General features: G+C 68.3%; 18 protein-coding genes and 3 pseudogenes. 17 read left to right on the forward strand and 4 right to left on the reverse strand.

All coding sequences use genetic code 11. The features are described from left to right. Window positions 1–911 precede the first annotated feature (911 nt). The 12 genes and pseudogenes from ACFP2T_RS41815 to ACFP2T_RS41870 all read left to right on the forward strand — a co-directional run. Window positions 912–1,136: pseudogene (locus ACFP2T_RS41815) on the forward strand (reverse transcriptase N-terminal domain-containing protein); the annotation flags it as partial. A 13-nt stretch (window positions 1,137–1,149) separates the two neighbouring features. After that, the gene (locus ACFP2T_RS41820) at window positions 1,150–1,515 is read left to right on the forward strand and encodes a reverse transcriptase domain-containing protein (RefSeq protein WP_377432429.1); all 366 of its coding nucleotides are present in this window, start codon (window positions 1,150–1,152) and stop codon (window positions 1,513–1,515) included. 271 nt (window positions 1,516–1,786) lie between these two features. Beyond that, window positions 1,787–2,014 (forward strand): annotated as a pseudogene (locus ACFP2T_RS41825) (hypothetical protein); the annotation flags it as partial. A gap of 279 nt (window positions 2,015–2,293) precedes the next feature. Then, entirely contained in the window at window positions 2,294–3,175 is an 882-nt protein-coding gene (locus tag ACFP2T_RS41830; RefSeq protein ID WP_377432431.1) for a LysR family transcriptional regulator, read from the forward strand. A gap of 127 nt (window positions 3,176–3,302) precedes the next feature. Further along, entirely contained in the window at window positions 3,303–4,133 is an 831-nt protein-coding gene (locus ACFP2T_RS41835; protein WP_377432433.1) for an MBL fold metallo-hydrolase, read from the forward strand. After that, complete coding sequence (locus ACFP2T_RS41840; RefSeq protein WP_377432435.1) at window positions 4,130–5,422, forward strand: ABC transporter substrate-binding protein; 1,293 nt, start codon at window positions 4,130–4,132, stop codon at window positions 5,420–5,422. The genes ACFP2T_RS41835 and ACFP2T_RS41840 overlap by 4 nt, the downstream gene beginning before the upstream one ends. Beyond that, complete coding sequence (locus ACFP2T_RS41845; RefSeq protein ID WP_377432437.1) at window positions 5,422–6,345, forward strand: carbohydrate ABC transporter permease; 924 nt, start codon at window positions 5,422–5,424, stop codon at window positions 6,343–6,345. Before ACFP2T_RS41840 ends, ACFP2T_RS41845 begins: the two co-directional genes overlap by 1 nt. Next, the gene (locus tag ACFP2T_RS41850; protein ID WP_377432438.1) at window positions 6,332–7,162 is read left to right on the forward strand and encodes a carbohydrate ABC transporter permease; all 831 of its coding nucleotides are present in this window, start codon (window positions 6,332–6,334) and stop codon (window positions 7,160–7,162) included. The genes ACFP2T_RS41845 and ACFP2T_RS41850 overlap by 14 nt, the downstream gene beginning before the upstream one ends. After that, entirely contained in the window at window positions 7,163–8,206 is a 1,044-nt protein-coding gene (locus ACFP2T_RS41855) for an ABC transporter ATP-binding protein (protein ID WP_377432440.1), read from the forward strand. It begins immediately after the preceding gene. Further along, a complete protein-coding gene (locus ACFP2T_RS41860) occupies window positions 8,196–8,843 on the forward strand; it encodes an HAD-IA family hydrolase (protein WP_377432442.1) in 648 nt (215 codons plus the stop codon). The genes ACFP2T_RS41855 and ACFP2T_RS41860 overlap by 11 nt, the downstream gene beginning before the upstream one ends. A gap of 841 nt (window positions 8,844–9,684) precedes the next feature. Then, window positions 9,685–10,413 (forward strand): helix-turn-helix domain-containing protein, encoded by a 729-nt coding sequence (locus ACFP2T_RS41865; protein WP_377432444.1) that lies wholly within the window; start codon window positions 9,685–9,687, stop codon window positions 10,411–10,413. 41 nt (window positions 10,414–10,454) lie between these two features. Further along, window positions 10,455–10,763, forward strand: a complete 309-nt coding sequence (locus ACFP2T_RS41870; protein ID WP_377432446.1) for an integrase core domain-containing protein — start codon at window positions 10,455–10,457, stop codon at window positions 10,761–10,763. Between the two features lie 460 nt (window positions 10,764–11,223). Here ACFP2T_RS41870 and ACFP2T_RS41875 read toward each other — a convergent pair whose 3' ends face one another. From ACFP2T_RS41875 to ACFP2T_RS41885, 3 genes are all read right to left on the reverse strand, one after another. Next, on the reverse strand, window positions 11,224–12,111 hold the full coding sequence (locus tag ACFP2T_RS41875) for an SDR family NAD(P)-dependent oxidoreductase (RefSeq protein WP_377432448.1): 888 nt from the start codon (window positions 12,109–12,111) through the stop codon (window positions 11,224–11,226). A gap of 41 nt (window positions 12,112–12,152) precedes the next feature. After that, window positions 12,153–13,160, reverse strand: a complete 1,008-nt coding sequence (locus ACFP2T_RS41880) for an alcohol dehydrogenase catalytic domain-containing protein (RefSeq protein WP_377432450.1) — start codon at window positions 13,158–13,160, stop codon at window positions 12,153–12,155. A 159-nt stretch (window positions 13,161–13,319) separates the two neighbouring features. After that, window positions 13,320–14,156, reverse strand: coding sequence for an alpha/beta fold hydrolase (locus ACFP2T_RS41885; protein WP_377432452.1), 837 nt, complete (start codon window positions 14,154–14,156; stop codon window positions 13,320–13,322). Between the two features lie 182 nt (window positions 14,157–14,338). On the opposite strand from ACFP2T_RS41885, the gene ACFP2T_RS41890 reads away from it, so the two are divergent. Further along, entirely contained in the window at window positions 14,339–14,545 is a 207-nt protein-coding gene (locus tag ACFP2T_RS41890) for a hypothetical protein (RefSeq protein WP_377432453.1), read from the forward strand. Window positions 14,546–14,753: 208 nt separating this feature from the next. Beyond that, window positions 14,754–15,170 carry an SRPBCC family protein gene (locus ACFP2T_RS41895; protein ID WP_377432455.1) on the forward strand — a complete coding sequence of 139 codons (417 nt, stop codon included), beginning with the start codon at window positions 14,754–14,756 and terminating at the stop codon, window positions 15,168–15,170. Window positions 15,171–15,202: 32 nt separating this feature from the next. Here the strand turns inward: ACFP2T_RS41895 and ACFP2T_RS41900 are convergent, their stop codons facing one another. After that, window positions 15,203–17,998 carry a helix-turn-helix transcriptional regulator gene (locus tag ACFP2T_RS41900; RefSeq protein ID WP_377432457.1) on the reverse strand — a complete coding sequence of 932 codons (2,796 nt, stop codon included), beginning with the start codon at window positions 17,996–17,998 and terminating at the stop codon, window positions 15,203–15,205. 507 nt (window positions 17,999–18,505) lie between these two features. Between ACFP2T_RS41900 and ACFP2T_RS41905 the strand changes: the two genes are divergently transcribed. From ACFP2T_RS41905 to ACFP2T_RS41915, 3 genes and pseudogenes are all read left to right on the forward strand, one after another. Next, window positions 18,506–19,423, forward strand: a complete 918-nt coding sequence (locus tag ACFP2T_RS41905) for a helix-turn-helix transcriptional regulator (RefSeq protein ID WP_377432458.1) — start codon at window positions 18,506–18,508, stop codon at window positions 19,421–19,423. A gap of 17 nt (window positions 19,424–19,440) precedes the next feature. Then, complete coding sequence (locus tag ACFP2T_RS41910) at window positions 19,441–19,923, forward strand: hypothetical protein (protein ID WP_377432460.1); 483 nt, start codon at window positions 19,441–19,443, stop codon at window positions 19,921–19,923. Between the two features lie 74 nt (window positions 19,924–19,997). Next, window positions 19,998–20,108 (forward strand): annotated as a pseudogene (locus tag ACFP2T_RS41915) (IS6 family transposase); the annotation flags it as partial.

Raw genomic sequence — 20,108 nt, forward strand, 5'->3', positions numbered from 1 at the left:
ACGTACCACCGACACATCGTCAACGATCAACCACTACAAGATCGACAGGACACGCCCTAGGCGGCACGTCTGGATCGCGGCAGACGCCGACATCGCTGGCATTGGATCGGCGGCACCGGCCCGGTGGGTTCTTCGAGCATGCCGCCAACCGCGTCGACCTGGTCTTCCTGCCGACCTACGCGTCGTGGCTGAACTGGATCGTGCGACACGAAGCCGCTTGAGAGCAGTGGCGCTCACTGAAGGAGGGTCGGCTTCAATGTCGATGGTGTAGTGCCCGGTCCAGTGCGCAAGGACCGTCGCCACCTCGGCGTGCGTCGCGGGTAACTGCGGGGTGCGGAGCCCGAGGGCGTGCCCAAGGATCCTCGTTCCATCCGGGGGTCACAGGCTGGAGAAGACCGGACGGGTGAACGCAAGTGAATCCTCGATGACGCCTCGTCATTAGCACTTCCGCTCGATGGGACGTTTCAGCGGGAGATAGGGGCCGGCCGTTGCAAGGCGGCGGGTGCCGCCCGGAGGGATTTGGCCGGGTGGGAGCGCACCACCGTCCCCGGGGTTCAGAGGGCACCCACCCCGGTCATGTCTGTTGCATGCGGAACGTGACAACCCCGATGGGATCCAGGCGGAGAGTTGTTCCGGCTGGTAGCTCACCTGTGAGGGTGGGCGATGTCCCAGCGGGCGCAGGACGACCCGAGAAGCGAACGCCGGTGGCCGAAAGGCGACGGGAAACCGGGAACGAGGCAGGCTGGCTCCTCCGCCAGCGGTTGCCGGATAACCGGCCGGATAGGGGTTGATGCCCCGGCCTGAAAGGGCGCTGACGCGGGTCGGGTGAACCTGTGACGATCGTGCTGGTCACAGCACCGGAGCCGAAGGGCAAGTTAGACACGATGACGGCGATGGCTTTCGCGGTGGCGATGGCGGGCCTCGGAGTGAACGGACCGGAGGGCGAGGTCTCCGACTGGGACGCCATCGACTGGCGGACCTGCGAGGACAACGTACGGCGGCTACGGCAGCGGATCTTCACGGCGACGCGGGTAGGGGACCTGAAACAGGTCCGGAATTTGCAGAAGTTGATGTTGCGGTCCCGCAGCAACGCGTTGGTGGCAGTGCGGCGGGTCACGCAACTCAACGCTGGCCGCAAGACGGCCGGGGGTGGACGGGCTGATCGTGGTGAACGGGCAGCAGAAGGCCGAGTTGGCCGACTGGGTCCAGCACCGTGCGCAGCCGTGGTCACCGCGGCCGGTCAAGCGGGTGTATGTGCCCAAGAGCAACGGGCGTCGTCGCGGTCTCGGGATTCCGGTGATCGCTGACAGGGCGTTGCAGGCCCTGACGGTCAACGCGTTGGAACCCGAGTGGGAGGCCCGGTTCGAGCCGAAGTCCTACGGTTTCAGGCCGGGTCGTGGGTGCCACGACGCGATCGTGGCTATCCACACGACGGCGAGCCGCACCGACGCGAAGCGCCTGTGGGCGCTCGACGCCGACCTGGCGGCGCCGACCATCGGGCGACACAGCGAGTGACCAGACGCCATCGTGCTGGCCGATGATCGAAGGATCTTCGGCGCCTTGAACGTCCCAAGCACGGATGACAGCACCACCTTCCGCGGAGAAGGCGACCCGGCCATCGGAGGTGATCGCAATCGCTGTCACATCTCCCCCTCGACGTCGCTGCGACGCCGCAACCTCGATCAGCTCGATCTCAAGCGCTGAGTTGCCGAGTTCAGGGGTTCCTACGCAATGATCGATCAGGCTCTGTTGCATCGTCAGTCGGGGACCGGGGCAGAGTTGACGGGTGACGCAATCACGCCATCGTCGTCCGTGGTCGCCGCCCAGGTCCGGGTTCGCAGGGTTCCGGTTCCCGGCTGAGGTGATCGTGGTCGCGGTCCGCTGGTACCTGCGGTTCAACCTGTCCTACCGAGATGTGGAGGAACTGCTGGTTGAACGCGGAATCGAGGTCGACCACGTCACGATCTTCCGATGGGTCCAGCGGTTCACCCCGCTGCTGGCCGACGCCGCCAGGTTCACCCTACGATGAAGACCGAACCCAGATCCGCGCCGGCACAAGTCATGAGTCTATCCGTCGCCCGGCACTGCAGCGTGCGGCTCCGGTTCGGGCGAACGGATGAGCGGCCGAACAAATGCGACGGGTAGGCTTTGAGACCTATTCGGCCGCAGGTACCGTTCGAACCCGACGCAACCGTATCCTTAATTGCTTCGCGTGCGATGTTCTTAGGGTTGTAGCCAGGCGTTCACCTCGTCGTGGTGCCATGCCTAGGCAATGGAATTTCGCTATCTTGAGGTGTTTCGCGCGATTGCCGAGGAAAAGCACTTCGGACGCGCGGCGCAGCGGCTGTTCATGGGCCAGCCTTCGGTCAGCCAGCAGTTGCAGCGGCTGGAGGCCGAGGTCGGGGTACGGCTGGTGCACCGATCGTCGCGGAAGGTGGAGCTGACCGCCGCGGGGGTCGTGTTCCTGCGCGAGGTGGAGATGATCTTCGCCGACGTCGAGCGGGCGGTGCGGCTCGCCCGGCAGGTTGCCGCGGGCCGAGAGGGAGCCCTACGGGTCGCGACCAACTACCCGGCGAGCCGGCTGTTGTTGCTGCCGTTGCTCGAACAGTTACGGCGTACGGAGCCGCAGCTGGGCATGCTGCTACGGGAGATGAGCACGACTGACCAGGTTCCTGCCATCGCCCGTGGGGACCTCGACCTCGGGCTCGTCTACGGTCCGGTCGATCATCCCGAGGTCTCCGCCCGGCACCTGCTCGAGGTTCCGGTCGTGGCCACCGTACGGGCCGGACATCCGCTCAGCGAGAAGACCACGTTGAGCTACCAGGAGATAGGACGTCATCGATATCTCACCGGCTATCGGGGCGGTGGCACCCGCATCGAGGAGGCTCTCCTGAATACGGCGGCGCGGCATGGCGTACGCCTGGTCCCGTCGCACGGCATCAACGAATCCTCGGGTTACCTGCTGGAGTTGGAGGCGACCGACGCGATCGGCTTCAGCTCCGCGCTACGGGGCGAGCAGAATCGGGCGAGCGGGATGCATGTGTTGCGACTGACTCCAACGGAACCGCAACTGCAAATCCAGGTGGCGTGGCGCCGGCAGGCCGAGGAACCCGCGGTGAACATTGTTGTCGAGCACCTCGTGCGGCTTGCCGAGGATGCCCGGCGAGGCGGATGATGCCGCATTTTATCGATTGCCCAGGACGATCGTTCGTTCCGGATTTGCTCATTGATCGGGGAGTCGCCTGCTTTGCAGCATGGTCTGCGACGGTCCGGTACGGCGGGCCCTGATCAGAAACGACGAAATGCGACTTCTTCCTCTCGGCCGACTCGCCGGCATGCCTGCGGACGGGCAGGCCAGCTCTGGCTATCTCGTCGAGTTCGGCGGCACCCGAATCATGCTCGACGCCGGCCCTGGTACGGCCCTGAACCTGAGCCGCCATCTCGGTGACCGACGCCTGGACGGCGTGTTCATCAGCCACCTGCACACCGATCATCTGCTCGACGTGCTGCCCATCGGCAAGATGCTGCTCAGACGCCGTCTGCGGGCCGACCTGAACACGGGCCGTGCGGGGATCGACGAGAATGTGCCGCTGGTGCCGCTGCTCGTTCCCGCCGGCGCTCGGGCGGTGCTCGACCGGTATGCCGCGCTCTTCCCGGTCACCACCCATCCCGTGCTCGATCGTGCCTTCGAACTCGCCTTCGACGTGCGGGAGTACGAACCCGGTGAGGTACATCGACTGGGTGAGCTCTCGCTGCGGTACGCCCTGCTGAAGCACGTCGCGGCCGACTGCGGGGTGCGCATCGAAGCTGGTGGGCGGAGTCTGGTCTACACCGGCGACACGGGAGTCACACCCGCGCTGCCCGAACTGGCCGAGGGCGCGGACCTGCTGCTCAGCGAGAGCACCCTCCGGGAGACCGACACCACCGGTCACGGGCATCTCAGTTCGCGCGACGCCGGGTACGCCGCCCGGGAGGCCGGCGTCGGCGCCCTCGTCCTCACCCACTTCTCCAGCACGGACCCGGCCGAGCACGAGTGGCACCTGGCCCGCGCGGCGGAAATCTTCGGCGGCCCCGTCGACATCGCCCGCATTGATCAGTCCCGCACTATCGACTCCCGAGAGGCAATCGAATGAACCGCATCACCCGTCGCGGCCTGGCACTCGCCGTGGTCGCCGTACTCGGCGGCGCCACCGGGTGTTCCGGGGCTGGGGCTGGCGACGACGCCGGCGCCGTGACCATCACGTTCAGCTCCTACAACTACGGTACGCAGGGCGCCGCCGGCACCGGCACTCAGGCACTGCTGGACCGTTTCGCCGAGTTGCACCCCGAGATCACCGTGCGGCCGGAAGCCGTGCCGACCGCCGACGTGCTGACCAAGACGAAGGCCGCCGTGGCGGCCGGCGACCCTCCTGACGTGGTGCAGCTCGGTTACAGCAAGCTCGCCGAGGGCCTGGAGACGCTGCCCACCCGGTCGCTGGAGGATCTGGCGGGCGACGGGTGGCGCGGGCACGTCGAGGGGATCGTCGCCGGTCCGGTGCAGGCCGGTCTCCGGAAGGGCACCGTGCACGCCCTTCCGTACACGATCTCGATCCCCACGATGTTGTACAACGCCGACCTGTTCCGCGCGGCCGGACTCGACCCGGCCGATCCCCCGGAGAGCATGACCGAGGTACGCATGGCGGCCCAGGCGATCGCCAACGCCGGTCACCACGGGGTCTACTTCGGCATTGTCGACTCGGCCAAGTCCGACTACCTGACCCAGTCCGTGATCAACAGTGCTGGGGGTGCGCTGCTCGACGAAAGCGGCAGGGCCGCCGTCGACTCGCCCGAGGCGGTCGACGGCATCCGGCAGTTGCAGCAGCTCACCACCGACAAGCTCCAGCCGGCGGTGACGACGGATGACGCGCTCGCCGCGTTCGCCGCCGGTGACCTCGGCATGCTCGTCGTCAGCACGGCCGTCCTCGGCAACCTCCAGGCCGCCGCCAAGGGCAAGTTCGAGCTGCGGACCGCCAAGTTCCCGAGCTTCGGCCGGGGCCCGGCCAAGCCCACGCACTCCGGCGCCGCTCTCATCGTGCTCAGCGACGACCCGGCGAAGCAGCGCGCGGCGTGGGAGTTCGTCAAGTTCCTCACGAGTGACGAGGGGTACTCGCTGATCACCACCGGCATCGGCTACCTGCCGCTGCGCGCGAACCTCGTGTCCGGGGTGCTCGCCGGCTACTTCCGGGACAACCCACTGCTGCTGCCGACGATCGAACAGTTGGACACGATGCAGCCCTACCGCTCGTTCCCGGGCCCGAAGGCCAACCAGGCGACCGTGTTGTTGCAGGACGACGCGATCGCACCGATCGTGCTGCGGGGCGCGGATCCCGAGGCAACGCTGCGCAAGACGGCCGATCGCATCCGCGAGCTGGTCGGATCGTAATGACGGCCGTTCCCCGGCCGCCGTGGGACAGCGCCACCGGTGATGTCCCACGGCGGCGGCGCGCCTCCGGCGCCTGGCCCTACATCACCCCGCTGCTGGTCATGCTCGGTGTGTGGATCTACGGGCCGACGCTGGCGACGCTGGTGCTCTCGGTACTGGACTGGAACCTCACAGGCCCACCGGCCGGGTTCGTGGGTTTAGACAACTTCGCCCGGCTGGTACGTGAACCGGAGTTCGGCCAGGCGGCCCGGCAGACCCTGTTGTACGCGCTGGCGCTGCTTCCGTTCTCCACGATCGTGCCACTGGTACTCGCGATCATGCTGTGGCTACGGCCGGGCCGAGCGAGCGCGATCTACCGGTCGCTGCTCTTCGTACCCGTGATGGTGGCGCCCGTGGCGCTCGCCGTTTCGTGGCGGTTCCTGCTGAACCCGCTGAACGGTCTCGCCAACAAGGTGATCGGCTGGTTCGGGCTGCCCGCTGTCAACTGGCTCGGTGATCCGGCCACGGCGCTCCTGGTCATTGTCGTCGTCACCGCGGCCCGGGTGGTCGCGTTCAACATGCTGCTCTACAGCGCGGCGCTCGCCACCATCGACCGCCGCACGATCGAGGCGGCGCGGTTGGAAGGCGCGACCTCCGGCGAGGTGGTTTCCTTCATCGTCGCTCCTCAGCTGGTCCGGACAACCGTATTGCTGGGGCTGCTGAGCATTGTCCTCGCTGGCCAGTGGGCCTTCACCAACATCTCGGTACTCACCCAGGGCGGGCCGGATGGAGTCACCGACAACATCTACTACCGCGTCTACACCCTCGGTTTCGAGTTCTTCGAAACAGGTACCGCCTCGGCCGCGTCCGTGCTCGTGCTCGCCTTCTTCGGTCTCGCGGCGCTCGCCGCGGCGGCGACACGGAGGCGTCGTGGAACGGCGTGAGCAGACCCGTCGCCTCGCCGGTCGCCTCTGCTGGCACCTGGTCCTCGCCGGCACCGCGCTAGGCATGTCGTTCCCGGTGCTCTGGGCGCTGCTGACCTCCCTAAAACCGGCGAACGAGATCTACCGCCCGGCCCCCGTGACAGCGCCCACCCTGGAGCACTACCGGCACGCGTTGCTCGACTGGCCGGTCGCGACGCTGGTGGGTAACACCTTCACGATGGCCGCCGGCGTCGCCACCGGCCAGATCGTGATCGGGGTGCTCGGGGCGTTCGCGCTGGTGCACTTCGCGTCGCGAGGACGGAGCCTCGTCATCGCACTACTCACGGTCTCCCTCGCGATACCGCCGCAGGCCCTCATCATTCCCCAATTCCTGATTGCCGCCCGGCTGGGTTGGCGTAACAGCGAACTAGGGCTGATCGTGCCCCAACTGGGCGCCTCCGCACTCGCGGTACTGGTACTCATGCAACACGTCCGGGCGATTCCCCCAGCGGTGGTGAACGCGGCACAGCTCGACGGTGCCCGGCCGCGGGAGATCCTCTGGCACATCGTGCTGCCCGCGCTGCGACCGGCGATCGCGGCCGTGGGCATTCTGGTGTTCATCACCACCTGGAACGAGTACCTCTGGCCACTGCTCGTGGCGCCTCGGGCCGAGGACACCACCGTGCAGATCGGTCTCACCCACTTTCAGACCGCGGAGGGCAGCGATTACGGCGGGCTGCTCGCGGCGGCCACGCTGACCAGCCTGCCCATCCTCGTCGTCTACATGACCGCCGCGCGGCGCATCACCGACGCGTTTCTCCAGACGGGACTGAGATAGATGACCGACCGCGAGCGGGCCGGCGACCTCCGGCTGATCGGGCTCACCATGAGGTACGGGCCGACTGTCGCCTTGGACGATGTCAGCCTGCACATCCGGGCGGGTTCCTTCACTGCCGTCGTCGGTCCTTCCGGCTGCGGCAAGTCCACCCTGCTGCGGGTGCTCTCCGGCCTCGAGGCACCCAGCGGGGGAGAGGTCGAAATCGATGGACGGAGCGTGACCGGGCAGGGCGCCGGGGAACGGCGGGTGGCCATGGTGTTCCAGGACTACGCGCTCTATCCCCACATGACCGTGGCCGGGAACATCTCCTTCGGTCTGCGCCTGCAAGCCCGGCACGGCCGCCGGAACGGACCGTCCCGGCAACAGATCGACCAGCGCGTACACGAGGTGGCCGAACTGCTCGGACTGGGCGCGTTGCTGCGGCGCAAGCCGGGTCAGCTCAGCGGAGGGCAACGTCAACGTGTCGCCCTCGGGCGCGCCATCGTGCGCCGTCCGTCCGTGCTGCTGCTCGACGAGCCGCTGTCCGCCCTCGACGCGCAGTTGCGGGCGGACGCCCGGGCGGAGTTGCTGCGGCTGCACCGTGAAATCGGTGCCACCGTCGTCCTGGTGACTCATGACCAGCACGAGGCACTCTCGATGGCCACAGAACTTGTCGTCCTACGGGACGGCCGCGTCGTCCAGGGCGGCACGCCGCAGGAACTCTACGAACGGCCGAGCACGGAGTTCGTCGCGACCTTCGTGGGCGCACCGGCCATGAACCTGTGCCCGGACACCGGCGGCGGGCGGCTCGGTTGGCGCCCGGCCGAGGGCCGGCTGCTCACCCCCGGCGAGGAACCGGAAGGTTTCGTCGCCGAGGGCGTCACGGACGTCTGCGCGTACACCGGTTCTGGCCAGGACGTGCTCTGCCGTTCACCAGCCGGCGACTTCGTCCTGCAACAGCGCGAAGGCGACCGGTGGCTCACCCCCGGCGAGATGCTGCGGGTCAGCGTGCCGGAACACCGGTTGCACCGCTTCGACGAGGCTGGGCAGCGGCGTGCCGACTGATCCTGGAACGGATGCGGACGCGGTCATCTGGTGCGACTTCGGTGGGGTGCTCACGCCACCGATGAACACGGCCATGGACGCCATCGTCGCCGCGAGCGGAGTTCCCTGGCCGGTGCTTGCCGCGGCCGCCGAGACGGTCGCGGCGGACGAGGGCCTGCGCGGCTTCGCGCCGCTCGAACTCGGTTTGCTCAGCCAGGCGGAGTGGGGCAGGCGGCTCACTGCGGCACTGCCGACCGACGTCCGGCCCCGCGTCGACCTCCGCGACTGGGACAGGTACTGGTACCGCGACCGACCCCTGAACCACACCCTCGTCGAGGAGTTGCGGCGGCTGCGACAGCGTGGGCTGCGCATCGGACTGTTAACCAACAGCGTCCTCGAATGGGAGCCGCACCGTGACCGGATGCTGGCCGGCATCGACATCTTCATCCAGGTGGTCCGCTCCCATCAACTCGGAATCGCCAAACCCGACCCGCGCATCTACGAACACGCCGCCCGGGTACTCGAGACCCGGGGGGACATCCTGCTTATCGACGATCTCGCGCAGAACTGTCGCGCCGCCGAACAACACGGCTGGGCGGCCATCAAACATCGCGACAACCCGACGACGATCGACGCGCTGCGCTCCCGGTTCGGCTGACCCGGGGCCGCTGGTCGTCGACCGTGGCACTTGGCCGGCGCCTATACGCCCGACTAGTAACACTTGCAGAGATCTACGGCAGGAAAATTCAGATCATCGTCGCCGACAACGACATCCCCGCCGGCATCGTCGCCTCGCATACGACGATCGATCTCACTTCGCAGCGCTCGGTTGGTCCCGGAGTCACGAACACTGGGGTAGGTCAAGGTCAACGGGTTGAAGACGTCCAAGGGTAATAGCGACAGCCTTGGCCGACCGGCGGGTCGTCGCCTGCTCCGATCAGGGAGGTCGGGATCTGGCCCAGCCGGCGCGCCGACAACATCGTGTACGTCGTCGGCGCTGGCCCTCTTCTTCTGCTGCTGACCGTGGTCGTTCGCCATTGCAGACGGGACGAGTTACCGTGCTCGACCTGGCCGTCGGCGCGCTGGCCCTTGCTGCCTCTCCCAGGGCACCAACCTGCGCCAGCATCCGTTCGCTGATGGCACCGGGCAAGGTGCCCCCGTTTACCCCCGAAAACCCTTCCCAAGAGTTGACTACCAGTGACAAGCCGCGATCAACGCTGGATGGCGTTTGTGCAGCTCAACGCCATAGTATGACCGGCGATGACATGCTCGGCAGGGTGACGGTTGGTAACCGTGTGTCGCAGGTTCGAATCCTGCCGGGGGTTAAGAGGATTGTGAACAGGACGGATGGGGTTTTCGGCACCCGCAGGCTCGAAGTACAGCCCTGTAGCGTGTCAAAATCCCGCTTGGACGCGGTGGCCTGGTGTTTTGAAGATCGATTCGGGTCGCCGGGTGGGAACAGGTCGCACACGTTGTGAGCCGTAACCGCAAGGGTGGCAGTGACGATCATCGGTATGTTGGTACGGCTGCTGTACCTGACGGTGATCCGTGTGTTCGGTGGACTGGGGCTGCTGGCTCGTGGCGACAAGGCGCTGCTGGTCGAGGTGCTTGCGCTGCGGCAGGAGGTGGCGGTGCTGCGCCGGCAGATCCGCGGCCGTCCCCGGTTGTCGTGGCCGGATCGGGCGGTGCTGGCCGCGCTCGGCCGGCTGCTGCCGCAGGCGGTGCGGGTGCATCGCCTCGTCACCCCGGCCACGCTGCTGGCCTGGCACCGTCGGCTGGTGCGCTGTCATTGGACGTACCCCAACCGGGCTGGCCGGCCGCGGGTCAGCGACGAGATCCGTGACCTGGTCTTGCGGCTGGCCCGGGAGAATCCGCGCTGGGGGTGCCGGCGGATCCAGGGTGAACTCGGGCGTCTGGGCCACCGGATCGCGTTCGCCACCGTCCGGCGCATCCTCGTCCGCCACCGTACTGGCCCGGCACCCCGGGAAACTGACACCAGCTGGCGAATCTTTCTGCGGATCCAGGCCAGGGGCCTGCTGGCGATCGACTTTTTCCACATCGACACGATCGCCCTGCGGCGGGTGTACGTGCTGGTCCTGATGGAGATCACGACCCGGCGGGTGCACCTGCTCGGCGTGACCGAGCACCCGACGGGGGAGTGGACCACTCAGCAGGCGCGTAACGTCATCATGGACTCGGCGAGCGGGCCAGCCAGTTCCGGTTTCTGATTCGCGACCGGGACGCCAAGTACGTTGCCGGGTTCGACACGGTGTTCACCGCGGAGGGCATCCGGGTGGTCAAGATTCCTCCGCGCACGCCGCGGGCGAACGCGTTCATCGAGCGCTGGGGCCGAAGCCTGCGCCAGGAGTGCACCGACCACGTCCTGGTCTACAACGAACGGCACGCTGCGGCGGTGGTCGACGAGTACGTGCAGCACTTCAACGACCACCGCCCACATCAGGGCCTGCAACAGTTGCCGCCCAACCACGACCCGACTGTCGTCATCTCGATGGATGGCCCCGTACGGCGCCGACGACGGCTCGGCGGCGTGGTCAACGAGTACCACCGGGCAGCCTGACCAGATCTTTCAAAAGACCAGGTCACAGCCGTGAACGGGATTTTGAGACGGTGCAGGATTGGGAGCAGTCGCCGAGATGATCTCCGTCGCCTTCGATTCGAAGGCACGGGTTCACGGCAGGTATTTGATCAAGGTGCTGAACAGGCGCGATGTGCAGACCTGACATCTTCCGAAACTCGGGAGAGGTTACCGCCTGGCTCGTGTCCTGGAGGCGACCTCTTCCCAGAGTCGGAAGCGTCTCCGCGCGTCAGCTCGTCCGAGCCCGTTCTGACACCTCCGCCCAGCGGGGCAGGAACGAACGCCCGCCGTGCGGCTCGGGGCATCCTGGTGTGCCGTATCCCACTGACGGCAGGATACGGGTCGTCGGTGGTACGGCCCGAGGCGGCGGGCATCTCCGGCCGCCGATGAGCCGTTCACCGGATCGGAGGGATGTGTCTGCCACAGACATCCGGACCGTTCCTCAGCTGTGCGGATGGAGCAGGTCGTCGAGGCCGATACGCGTGAGGAATTCGGTGCGGATCCGGTCGGCGACCACGCTCACGACCTCGGAGCCGTCGTCGGCGGGGTCGACGTGGACCCGGAACGGCCGCTTGCCGTGCGGCGTCTCCACGACCCGCACGACCGCCTCGGCCACGTCGGCGACATCGGCGTCCGGCGGCGCGAGCTCCGCCAGCCGCTGCGAGACCTGCTCCATGAGGCCCGCGTACCGCCCCTCGTACGCCTCGACGGTCGCCTCGTCAGCCGGGCGGCCGCTGTGGGCGAAGTGGTTCGTGCCATGGGTGAAGGAGCCCGGCACGACGATGCTGGTCTCGATGTTGAAGCGGGCCAGCTCGCCGGCGTAGCTAATGGCCAAGGCGTCCATGCCGGCCTTCGCCGCGAAGTACGGACCCAGGTACGGCGGCGTGCCGCCGCGAGCGCTGCTGGAACCGATCCAGACCACGAGGCCGTTGCCGCGCGAACGCATGCTCGGCAGGGCGGCCCGGTTCACCCGTTGTGTGCCGAGCACGTTTATGTCGTAGACGTGGGCGATCTCCTCGGGCGTGAACGCCTCGGTCGGCCCGGTGACCATGTGCCCTGCATTGTGGACCAGGACGTCGAGCACACCGTGCTCAGCGATGATCTTCGCGACGGCGGCGTCGGCGGACTCGTGCGACTGCACGTCGAGTTCGATGGTGCGCAGGTCGACGTTGTTGTCGCGGGAGAAGGCGGCGGTCTCAGCGACCGCCGCCGCGTTGCGGCCGGTGGTGGCACGCATGCTGGCGTAGACGGTGTGGCCGGCGCGGGCGAGCGCCCGGGCGGTGAGCGCCCCGAAGCCGCTGGAGGCACCGGTGATCAGTACGACGGACATGAGATGTCTTCCCTTCAATGATCGATGTTGACCGTGGGTGGTCAGAAGACGATGACGTTGCGGCCGTGCGCGGTTCCCGACGCCATGGCCGCCAGCGTCGCCGGTGCCTCGTCGAGGGAGATGCGGGTGATCTCGGGGAGGATCCCGTGCACGGTGGAGAAGGCGAGGGTGTCGCGGAGGTCGTGTGGCGACCCGGACGGGTTGGCCATCACGTGCAGCCGGTTGAGGACCATCGGCTGGGTGGGCAGGCTCAGCGGGGTGTTGTCGTAGCCGCAGAGCACCAGCGTGCCGTCGGGGGCGAGCCCGCCGAACGCGGCCGCCGCGGCGGCGGTGGTGGGCGCGGCATTGAGGATCACGTTCGCCCCACCGTCCCAGTCCTTCAGCGCCGCGGCGGGGTCCTGCTTACTGGACACGATGAACCGCTCCGCGCCCAGCGACAGCACCTGCTCCTCGGTGCGGCGGGAGTGACCGAGGACCGCGACGCGAGCGCCCATCGCGGCGGCGTAGCGGATCGCCAGCGCTCCGATGCCCCCGGAGCCGATGACGGCCACCCGTGACTCCGGGCGGGTCCCGGCCTGCCGAAGGCCGTTGAACGCCGTGATGCCCGCGCACATCAGCGGTGCCGCCGCGACCGGGTCCAGTCCGGCCGGCAGTGGGGTCACGAACCCCGCCTTCAACACCGCGTACTCGGCGTACCCACCGTCGACGACGATGCCGGTGATCCGCTTGGCCGGGCAGAGGATCTGGTCACCGCGTACGCAGTAGTGGCAGTGCCCGCACGAGTCGGCCAGGAACTGCGCCCCCACCGCCGTACCCACCGTCGGGAAGGCGACCCCGTCCCCGACCGCCTCGACGACACCGGTGATCTCGTGGCCCGGCACCACCGGGAAACGAGCGAACGGAAAATGGCCGCGGACCAGGTTCAGGTCGGTGAAACACACTCCACAGGCGGTCATCCGGACCAGAACCTCGCCGGGTCCGAGGGTGGGCACATCACGTTCGACGAGCGACAACGGGGCGTCGACAGCTGTCGCGACAGCAGCGTGCATGGTTGATTGCTCCTTCTGGGTCAGTCGATCAGCCGCCCGTCGGGCGGCCGACTTCGGGCAGCGGCGGCGCGCCGCGTGGGACGCGCCGCTGTGGTGCGACGATGGCGGGCGGGAGCGGGATCGCCTCCGGCCCGCCACCGTCTGTCGTCCCTCAGGCCGTCACTTGGCGAGGAAGGCGAGCAGCGCTTTGTTGACCTCGTCGGCGTGGGTCCAGAGCAGGCCGTGCGGCGCCCCGTCGATCTCGACGTAGTCGGCGCTGGGAAGCGCCTTGTGGAACGGGCGTCCGGTGGCGTCGATCGGCAGGATGCGATCGCCGGTGCCGTGCAGGATCAGGGCCGGAACATCGATCGTGCGGATGTCGTCGCGGAAGTCGGTGAACCAGGTCATCGGGGCGGCGGCGGCCGCGTACCAGCCGCCGCTGGCGGCGACGGCCCAGCTGTTCCGGACGGCCTCCTCGCTGATCCTGGTACCCAGGTTCTCGTCGAGGTTGTAGAAGTCGGCGTAGAAGGCCGTGTAGTAGGCGTACCGGTCGTTGCGCGCCTGCTCCGCGACGCCCTCGAAGAACTCCCGAGGCGCGGCACCGGTCGGGTTGTCGTCGGTCTTGAGCAGGAACGGCTCCAGCGAGGCGAGGAAGGCCACCTTCGCGACCCGCGCCGATCCGTAGCGGCCCAGGTACCGGGCGACCTCACCGGTGCCCATGGAGAAGCCGACCAGTACGGCGTTGGTCAGGTCGAGCTTCTCCATGAGGACGTTCAGGTCCGCGGCGAAGGTGTCGTAGTCGTACCCGAGGACCGTCTGGCCGGACTGGCCGAAGCCACGGCGGTCGTAGGTGACGACCCGGTAGCCGGCCCGGAGCAACTCGGCCGACTGCTTCTCCCACGAGTGCCCGCTGAGCGGAAACCCGTGGATGAGGACGACCGGCTGACCGTTGCCGTGGTCCTCGTAGTACAGCTCGATCGCCGTGCTGTTCTCTTCGCCTACTGTGATGTACGGCAAGTGCTTCCCTTTCCCTGAGTGATCCCTCGCTGTCGAGGGGCGCCGCAGGCGCCGGTGACACGGCGCCGGCGGAGCGCCGTTGCTCCGCCGGCCGCACGCGTCGTTCGGCGCGCTCTGCGGTGATCACAGACTCGGGCACCGGTGCCGGTGACTGCATCCGTCACATGACTGGACGCCCGTCCGTGAGTCGGCAGGGTGATCTCCGGACCGGTGACGTACTCGACCAGCACGTTGACGTACGTCACCGGGGCGGGCCCGGCGGACGCAGTGCGGCCGCGGCCGGGGCGGCAGGAGGTACGACGGTCTCGCCGTTCGTGCTCGGGCACTGGCCGCTGGCCGGCTACATCCTCGGCGGCGGCCTGCCCCGTCGAGGGCCAGTCATCCGCTAAGTCGTTTGACCGGTCACCCGGCGAGCCACCGGGGACAAGCTGGGTCACGCAAGGTGTGGAGGTTTCGGCACCCCCGCGATCAGTGGGTGCTAGGAGTAATGGAACGGAGAACGACATGCGTCACCCACAGGCCGGCCCAGGCGTGTCCTGGGCACGTAGGGACAGCTACCGCTCCACGGATTTCAGGGTTCCCTGCACGGAATCCTCGATGCACGGCGAGACAGTCATCGCGGCGTCGCCGGAACGGGTGTACGAACACCTGGTCGACGTCCAGCAGTGGCCCGACTGGGTTCCCGAGGTACGACGAGCGCACGCCCCGAGCGGGATTCAGCTGGGTGCGGCGTTCGAGATCGAGATGTACGGGATCCATCTGGAAGCCGTGGTGTCCGAGTACCAGCTCAACACCCGGTTCGGTTGGATTGGCTCCTCGCCGGACGTGAGCCTCTACCAGGCGTGGGAACTCGTCCCGTTCCCGCCGGGCACTCAGGTGATCGCGAGGAAGGTCGAGCGCGAACTGACGACGGTGGTGGTGGGCGACTCCCGGGTGGAGGCGCTCTACTACGCCCACCAGGACACGCTGCTGCGACTGAAGCAGTTGGCGGAGGCCGGCGGGCCGTCGGCGTGAGGGCCGGTGCCGGGTACCGCACATCGTCCGGACTACGGTTCGGCGGCCTCTTCGATCTTCCGGGCAGCATCCCCGTCCGGCGCCGCGAGCGCGTCGCGGAGCGCCGCCCGGGAGGTGATGCCCAGTTTGGGAAAGATCTGGTACAGATGGGTGCCGACCGTCCGGTGCGAGAGGAACAGCTTCTCGCCGATCTGCTTGTTCGTCAGGCCAGAAGCCGCCAGTTCCGCGATCTCCCGTTCCTGATGGGTGAGCACGGCGGGGCGTGGGTCGTTTCTCGGCTTCGCGAGGCCGGTGGCGCGCAACTCGTTGCTCGCCCGTCCGACCCACGGCCGGGCGTCCAGCCGTTCGAAGGTCGCCAGGGCCGTTCGGAGTTGGGCCCGGGACTTCGCCGTCGCTCTGGTGCGGCGCAACCGCTCCCCGTACGCCAGACGTACCCGGGCCAGGTCGAACGGCCAGCGCTCGATGTCGGGCAGCGCCAACGCCGCCTCGAAGAGCTCCTCGGCACGGTCGTCGGGGGCGGCGAAGGCTGACGCCGCCGCGCTGAGCAGCGCGAGCCGCGGCGACAGCGAGCCGACGTTCGCCTCCCGTAGGCAGGCGGCGTGCGCGGCGGCCTCGCGGAACCGGTTGGTACGGACAGCCGCCTCCACCAGGTCCAGGCAGCCCCACAGGGCGTGCGGCACGTACGGCGCGAGCGTGCCCGCGGGACTGAGCAGCGTCGCGTGCTGGTATGCGCTCTCGAAGTCACCTCGCGCCAGGTCGTTCAGGCTCCGCACGTGGTAGGCGTAGAACTCCGCCGCCCGCGCGCCGCGAGGTAGGGCGAAGCGCAGAATGCGATCGGTTAACGCATCACTGGCTTCGGCGTCTCCCCGCGCGGCGGCGAGCAGCGCCTGGATGTACTGGAAGTACCAGCCGAAGAACCGGAAGCCGTGCTCGTCGCACAGTCGGATGCCCTCGTCCGCGAGGTCTGCGGCCTCGCCCCATCGCCCGCTGTGGTAGTCGTCCATACAGAGGTGCAACAGCACGCCGAGGTGGCGGCGAGCCGGCGCGGCGCCCTCCCGGCCGAGGCGGACAATTCGCCAGTCGGCCTCTCGGCAGGCCCAGAGTCGATCCAGGTAGATAGCGGCGATGCCAATGCGGACGATTTCCGTAGGGTCGACCTCGGCGCCCATCCCGGCGACGAGCGCGTCGAGGCGGCCGGTCACCGTCTGCCCCATGCGTGCCGGGTCGCTGAAGGTCGCGGCCGCCACTGTGAGTAGCTCGGGCGCTTTGGGGGTCAGCCGATTGAGCGCGGCGAAGAACGGCTCCCAACTGGTGGGCTCACCCGTGAAGAAGCAGAGCAGCAGGAGCGTGTGCAACACGTCGATCAGGGCCTCGTCGTCGGCGTCGTAGCCGTGGCCACCCGCCTCGATGGCGCCGACCAGCAGTCGGTGCGCGGTCCGGACGTCGCCGTCGCTGTTGAGCAACAGGTGCACGGTGGCGGCCGTGGCGTACAACGAGCCGCCCGGGCTGGCCCGACGAGCGTCGTCCAACAGCTGCGAGGCGTTGGTGAGTTCGCCGCCGGCGTCGGCGCCGATGTAGGCGGCCTGCGCCAGCCGTCGACCGCGCTCGAGAGGATCCGGTGTCAGGTCGGCGGACCGGGTCAACGCCGCGACGGCGCCCACGGCGTCGCCGCGGCGCAGGATCTGGTGCGCGGCCTGCTCCAGCAGCGCGGCGACCTGCTCGTCCGGCCCGACCGCCGCCTCGCCGAGGTGCCATGCCCTGCGCTCCGGCTGCCCGACGAGTGTCCGGGCGAGCGCGCTGTGCGCCCAGCGCCGCTCGCCGCTGGTGGCCACCTCGACGACCGCCGACTCGATCAGGGGGTGCCGGAAGGCGAAGCGATGGGTGCTGCTGTGGACGTGGACCAGCTGGTTGCGCTCGGCCGGTTCGAGAGCATCAAGGTCGTGGTCGCGAGCCGCCTCGAGGAGTACGCCGAGTTCGCCCGTACCACTCAACGCACCGAGCAGCAGCAGCCGGCGGCAGGCCTCGGGCAGCTGGGAGACCCGCGACGCGAAGAGTACCTGCAGCCTTCGGGTCAACGGTAGGACGGCCGGCAGGGAGGCCGCGGCGAGACGTTGTGACCCGCTTAACGCGGAGGGCAGTTCCAGGAGGGCGAGCGGGTTCCCGCGAGCTTCCGAGAGCAACCGTCGCCGGACCGCCGGGGCGAGTTCGGGAAAACGTTGGTTGATCAGTTCGCTGGCGGCGTCCGGCCGCAGCGGCTGCAGTTCGAGTTCAAGGATTCCGCCCTGCTCGAAGAAGCTCGCGGCGTGTGACCGGGTCGCGGCCAGGAAGCCCACGCTGGTGCCCACCAGCCGGCGCGCGACGAACCCGAGTACTCCCGAACTGGACCGGTCGAGCCAGGGCAGATCGTCGACGATGAGCAGCATCGGCTGGGCCATGGCCGTGGAACGAAGCAGGAGCAGGACCGCGTTGGACACCAGCAACCGGTCCGGCGGCTGGCCGCTGCCGAACCCGAGCGCCACCCGGAGCGCCTCACGGTGCACGGGCGGGAGTTCGGCGAAGGCGTCGTAGAGCGGGAACAGCAGCTGATTCAGGCCGGAGTAGCTGATGTCCGCCTCGAACTCCACCCCGGCCGCCCGGAGCACCCGCATTCCCGCCTTCGTGGCGGACTCCGCGACCGCGTCGAGCAGCGCCGTCTTGCCCACCCCGGGCTCTCCGGACACCAACACCGAGCCGCCGTTGACCGTCGCCTGGCGCAGGAACCTGTAAGCCACCGCGAGTTCTTCGTCACGGCCGATCAACGACCGCGTCGGCGCTTTGGAACGATCCATGCCGGGCACCTCCTGGCCGCGCTCGTCGGAAGACTCGCCGGTGGCGCCGGCACGCCCGCTGCGCGGGGGACGCGCCGACCCGGCGCCCCCACCGGTGTTGGCGCCGATTCCGGTCACGGGTGCCAGGTTCAAGCCCTCCTCGCGCGGTGCGGACGGCTGGCGCGGGGGCGTTGGTGTCCAGGGTCGGGACGGACCGGTGGCGCGGAGCCACGCCCGGCGGGGTTCCGCCGTTCCTCGATCGCTCGGGCCCGACGGGCGTCGGGCAGCCGAGCGGCGGGCGCGCCAACCGGCGCCGTCGCATTCACGACCACATCGATACCGACTGCCTTCTTCCGCCTCAGCTGTTCCGGTCGTCCTTTCCGGGACGGTCCGTCGGTGCCGGGTTGCTCCGAGACAAGGAAAGCAGGCCGCTATCGACGGCGCACCCACCGGGGTGGCCCCATCCTTCCTGGGACCGCCAGTACCACCTTGTAGAATTGACAAGCAATTACGATAAGAACGGGCTGAGTGGTGCACGACCTCACTTTGGGTACTTTTCTGCGCATCCGACGGGCCGCCGTGGGGCCGACGAGCGGTGAGCTGCGATCCACACCGCCACGCCGCGTGCGTGGGCTGCGACGCGAGGAAGTGGCGCATCGGGTCGGCGTGAGCGTCGACTACTACGTCAAGCTGGAGCAGGGTCGTCGCGGCGCGCCGTCGGAGAACGTCCTCCACGCCCTCGCCGACGTGCTCAACCTGAACGACGCGGCACGGGAGCACATGTTCGACCTGGCCCGGCGCGACACGCGCCTGAAGCAGCCGCTGGCGACGACGCAACCGGTACGGGTCGGCATGCTCCGCCTGATGGAATCGCTCGGCGGAGTTCCCGCCATCCTGCTGGGTCGGCGAACGAACATTCTCGCGGCGAATCCAACCGCGCGTCTCCTTATACACGATTTCCCTGCGATGCCGGCACGTGAGAGAAATGTGGTCCGGTGGGTCCTACTCTCCGAAAAGGCGCGCACCATCCATCGTGATTGGGAGGCCGCTGCGGCCGGTCTCGTCGGCATGCTGCGAATGGACTACGGCCGCCACCCGCACGACGAGCGGACGGCGGAACTCGTCGAGGAGCTCAGCGCGAAGAGCGAGGTCTTCACTCAGCTGTGGTCCAGTCGGCACGTCGCAAAGAAGATGGTCGCCGACTCGAAGGTGATCGAGCATCCGATCGTCGGCCCCATCCGGCTGCACGTCGAGGCGGTGCAGACGACCGAGGACGACGATCAGATCCTCAACGTCCTGATCCCCGGTTGCGATTCCGCCTCCGAGTCGGCCATGCGGCACCTGCAGAAACTCGCCGGCAGCCGCTCGACCGGCATCGGCCTCCGTACCGGAGAAATCGCGCAGGACGGTGCGGGCACGCCCGTCGGTCCGGAGGGCGCGACGTAGGGGGCAGGTGGGCGGGTTTGACGCCCCGGCACCGCGAGTCCGACACCGTCGTGCGGCGCGGGCCGATCACGAAGCAGGAATCAACCCTGGTGCGATGGGCGGCTGTCGAGGCCGCGCAGGGCGCCCGCAACGCCGGCTGGCTCACCACCACCCACGCCGCGATCGCCGAACAGCGTGGCCGCAACATCGCCACCGTCGCGGTGGCTCGCAAGCTGCTGATTCTTCGTCAGGCACTGCAGTTGATCATCCTGTTGAATCGGGGTGGGCGCGCCAACGCGGTCGAGGTGCTCGTGCTGCGGCAAGCCTGCCCTGGACCCCACGACCAGCAGCAACGCAACAGCCGCGGTCAACCTCAACGTTGCGGGTGCCGAAAATCTCATCCGCGCTGGTCAGGCGGCACGATCGTATTCGTGGAGGAGTCCGCCGAGTCGGTCGTGTCGGTGGACGTGCAGGGGCACCGTTGCGTTGAGCGTCGGCGGGATCGAGGCAGGCTTGAGTAGTGAAGCCATCGACTGGTACTCGCTCGTGGTCGCCTCCGCCGTCGTCGTTCGCTGGGTTCCGGTTCCCGGCCAAGGTGATCGTGGTCGCGGTCCGCTGGTATCTGCGCTTCAACCTTTCGTATCGCGATGTTGAGGAGCTGCTGGTCGAGCGTGGGGTCGAGGTCGATCACGTCACCGTCTACCGG

Origin of the sequence: Plantactinospora solaniradicis (genome assembly GCF_042658085.1) — a bacterium.
Lineage (GTDB): Bacteria > Actinomycetota > Actinomycetes > Mycobacteriales > Micromonosporaceae > Plantactinospora > Plantactinospora solaniradicis.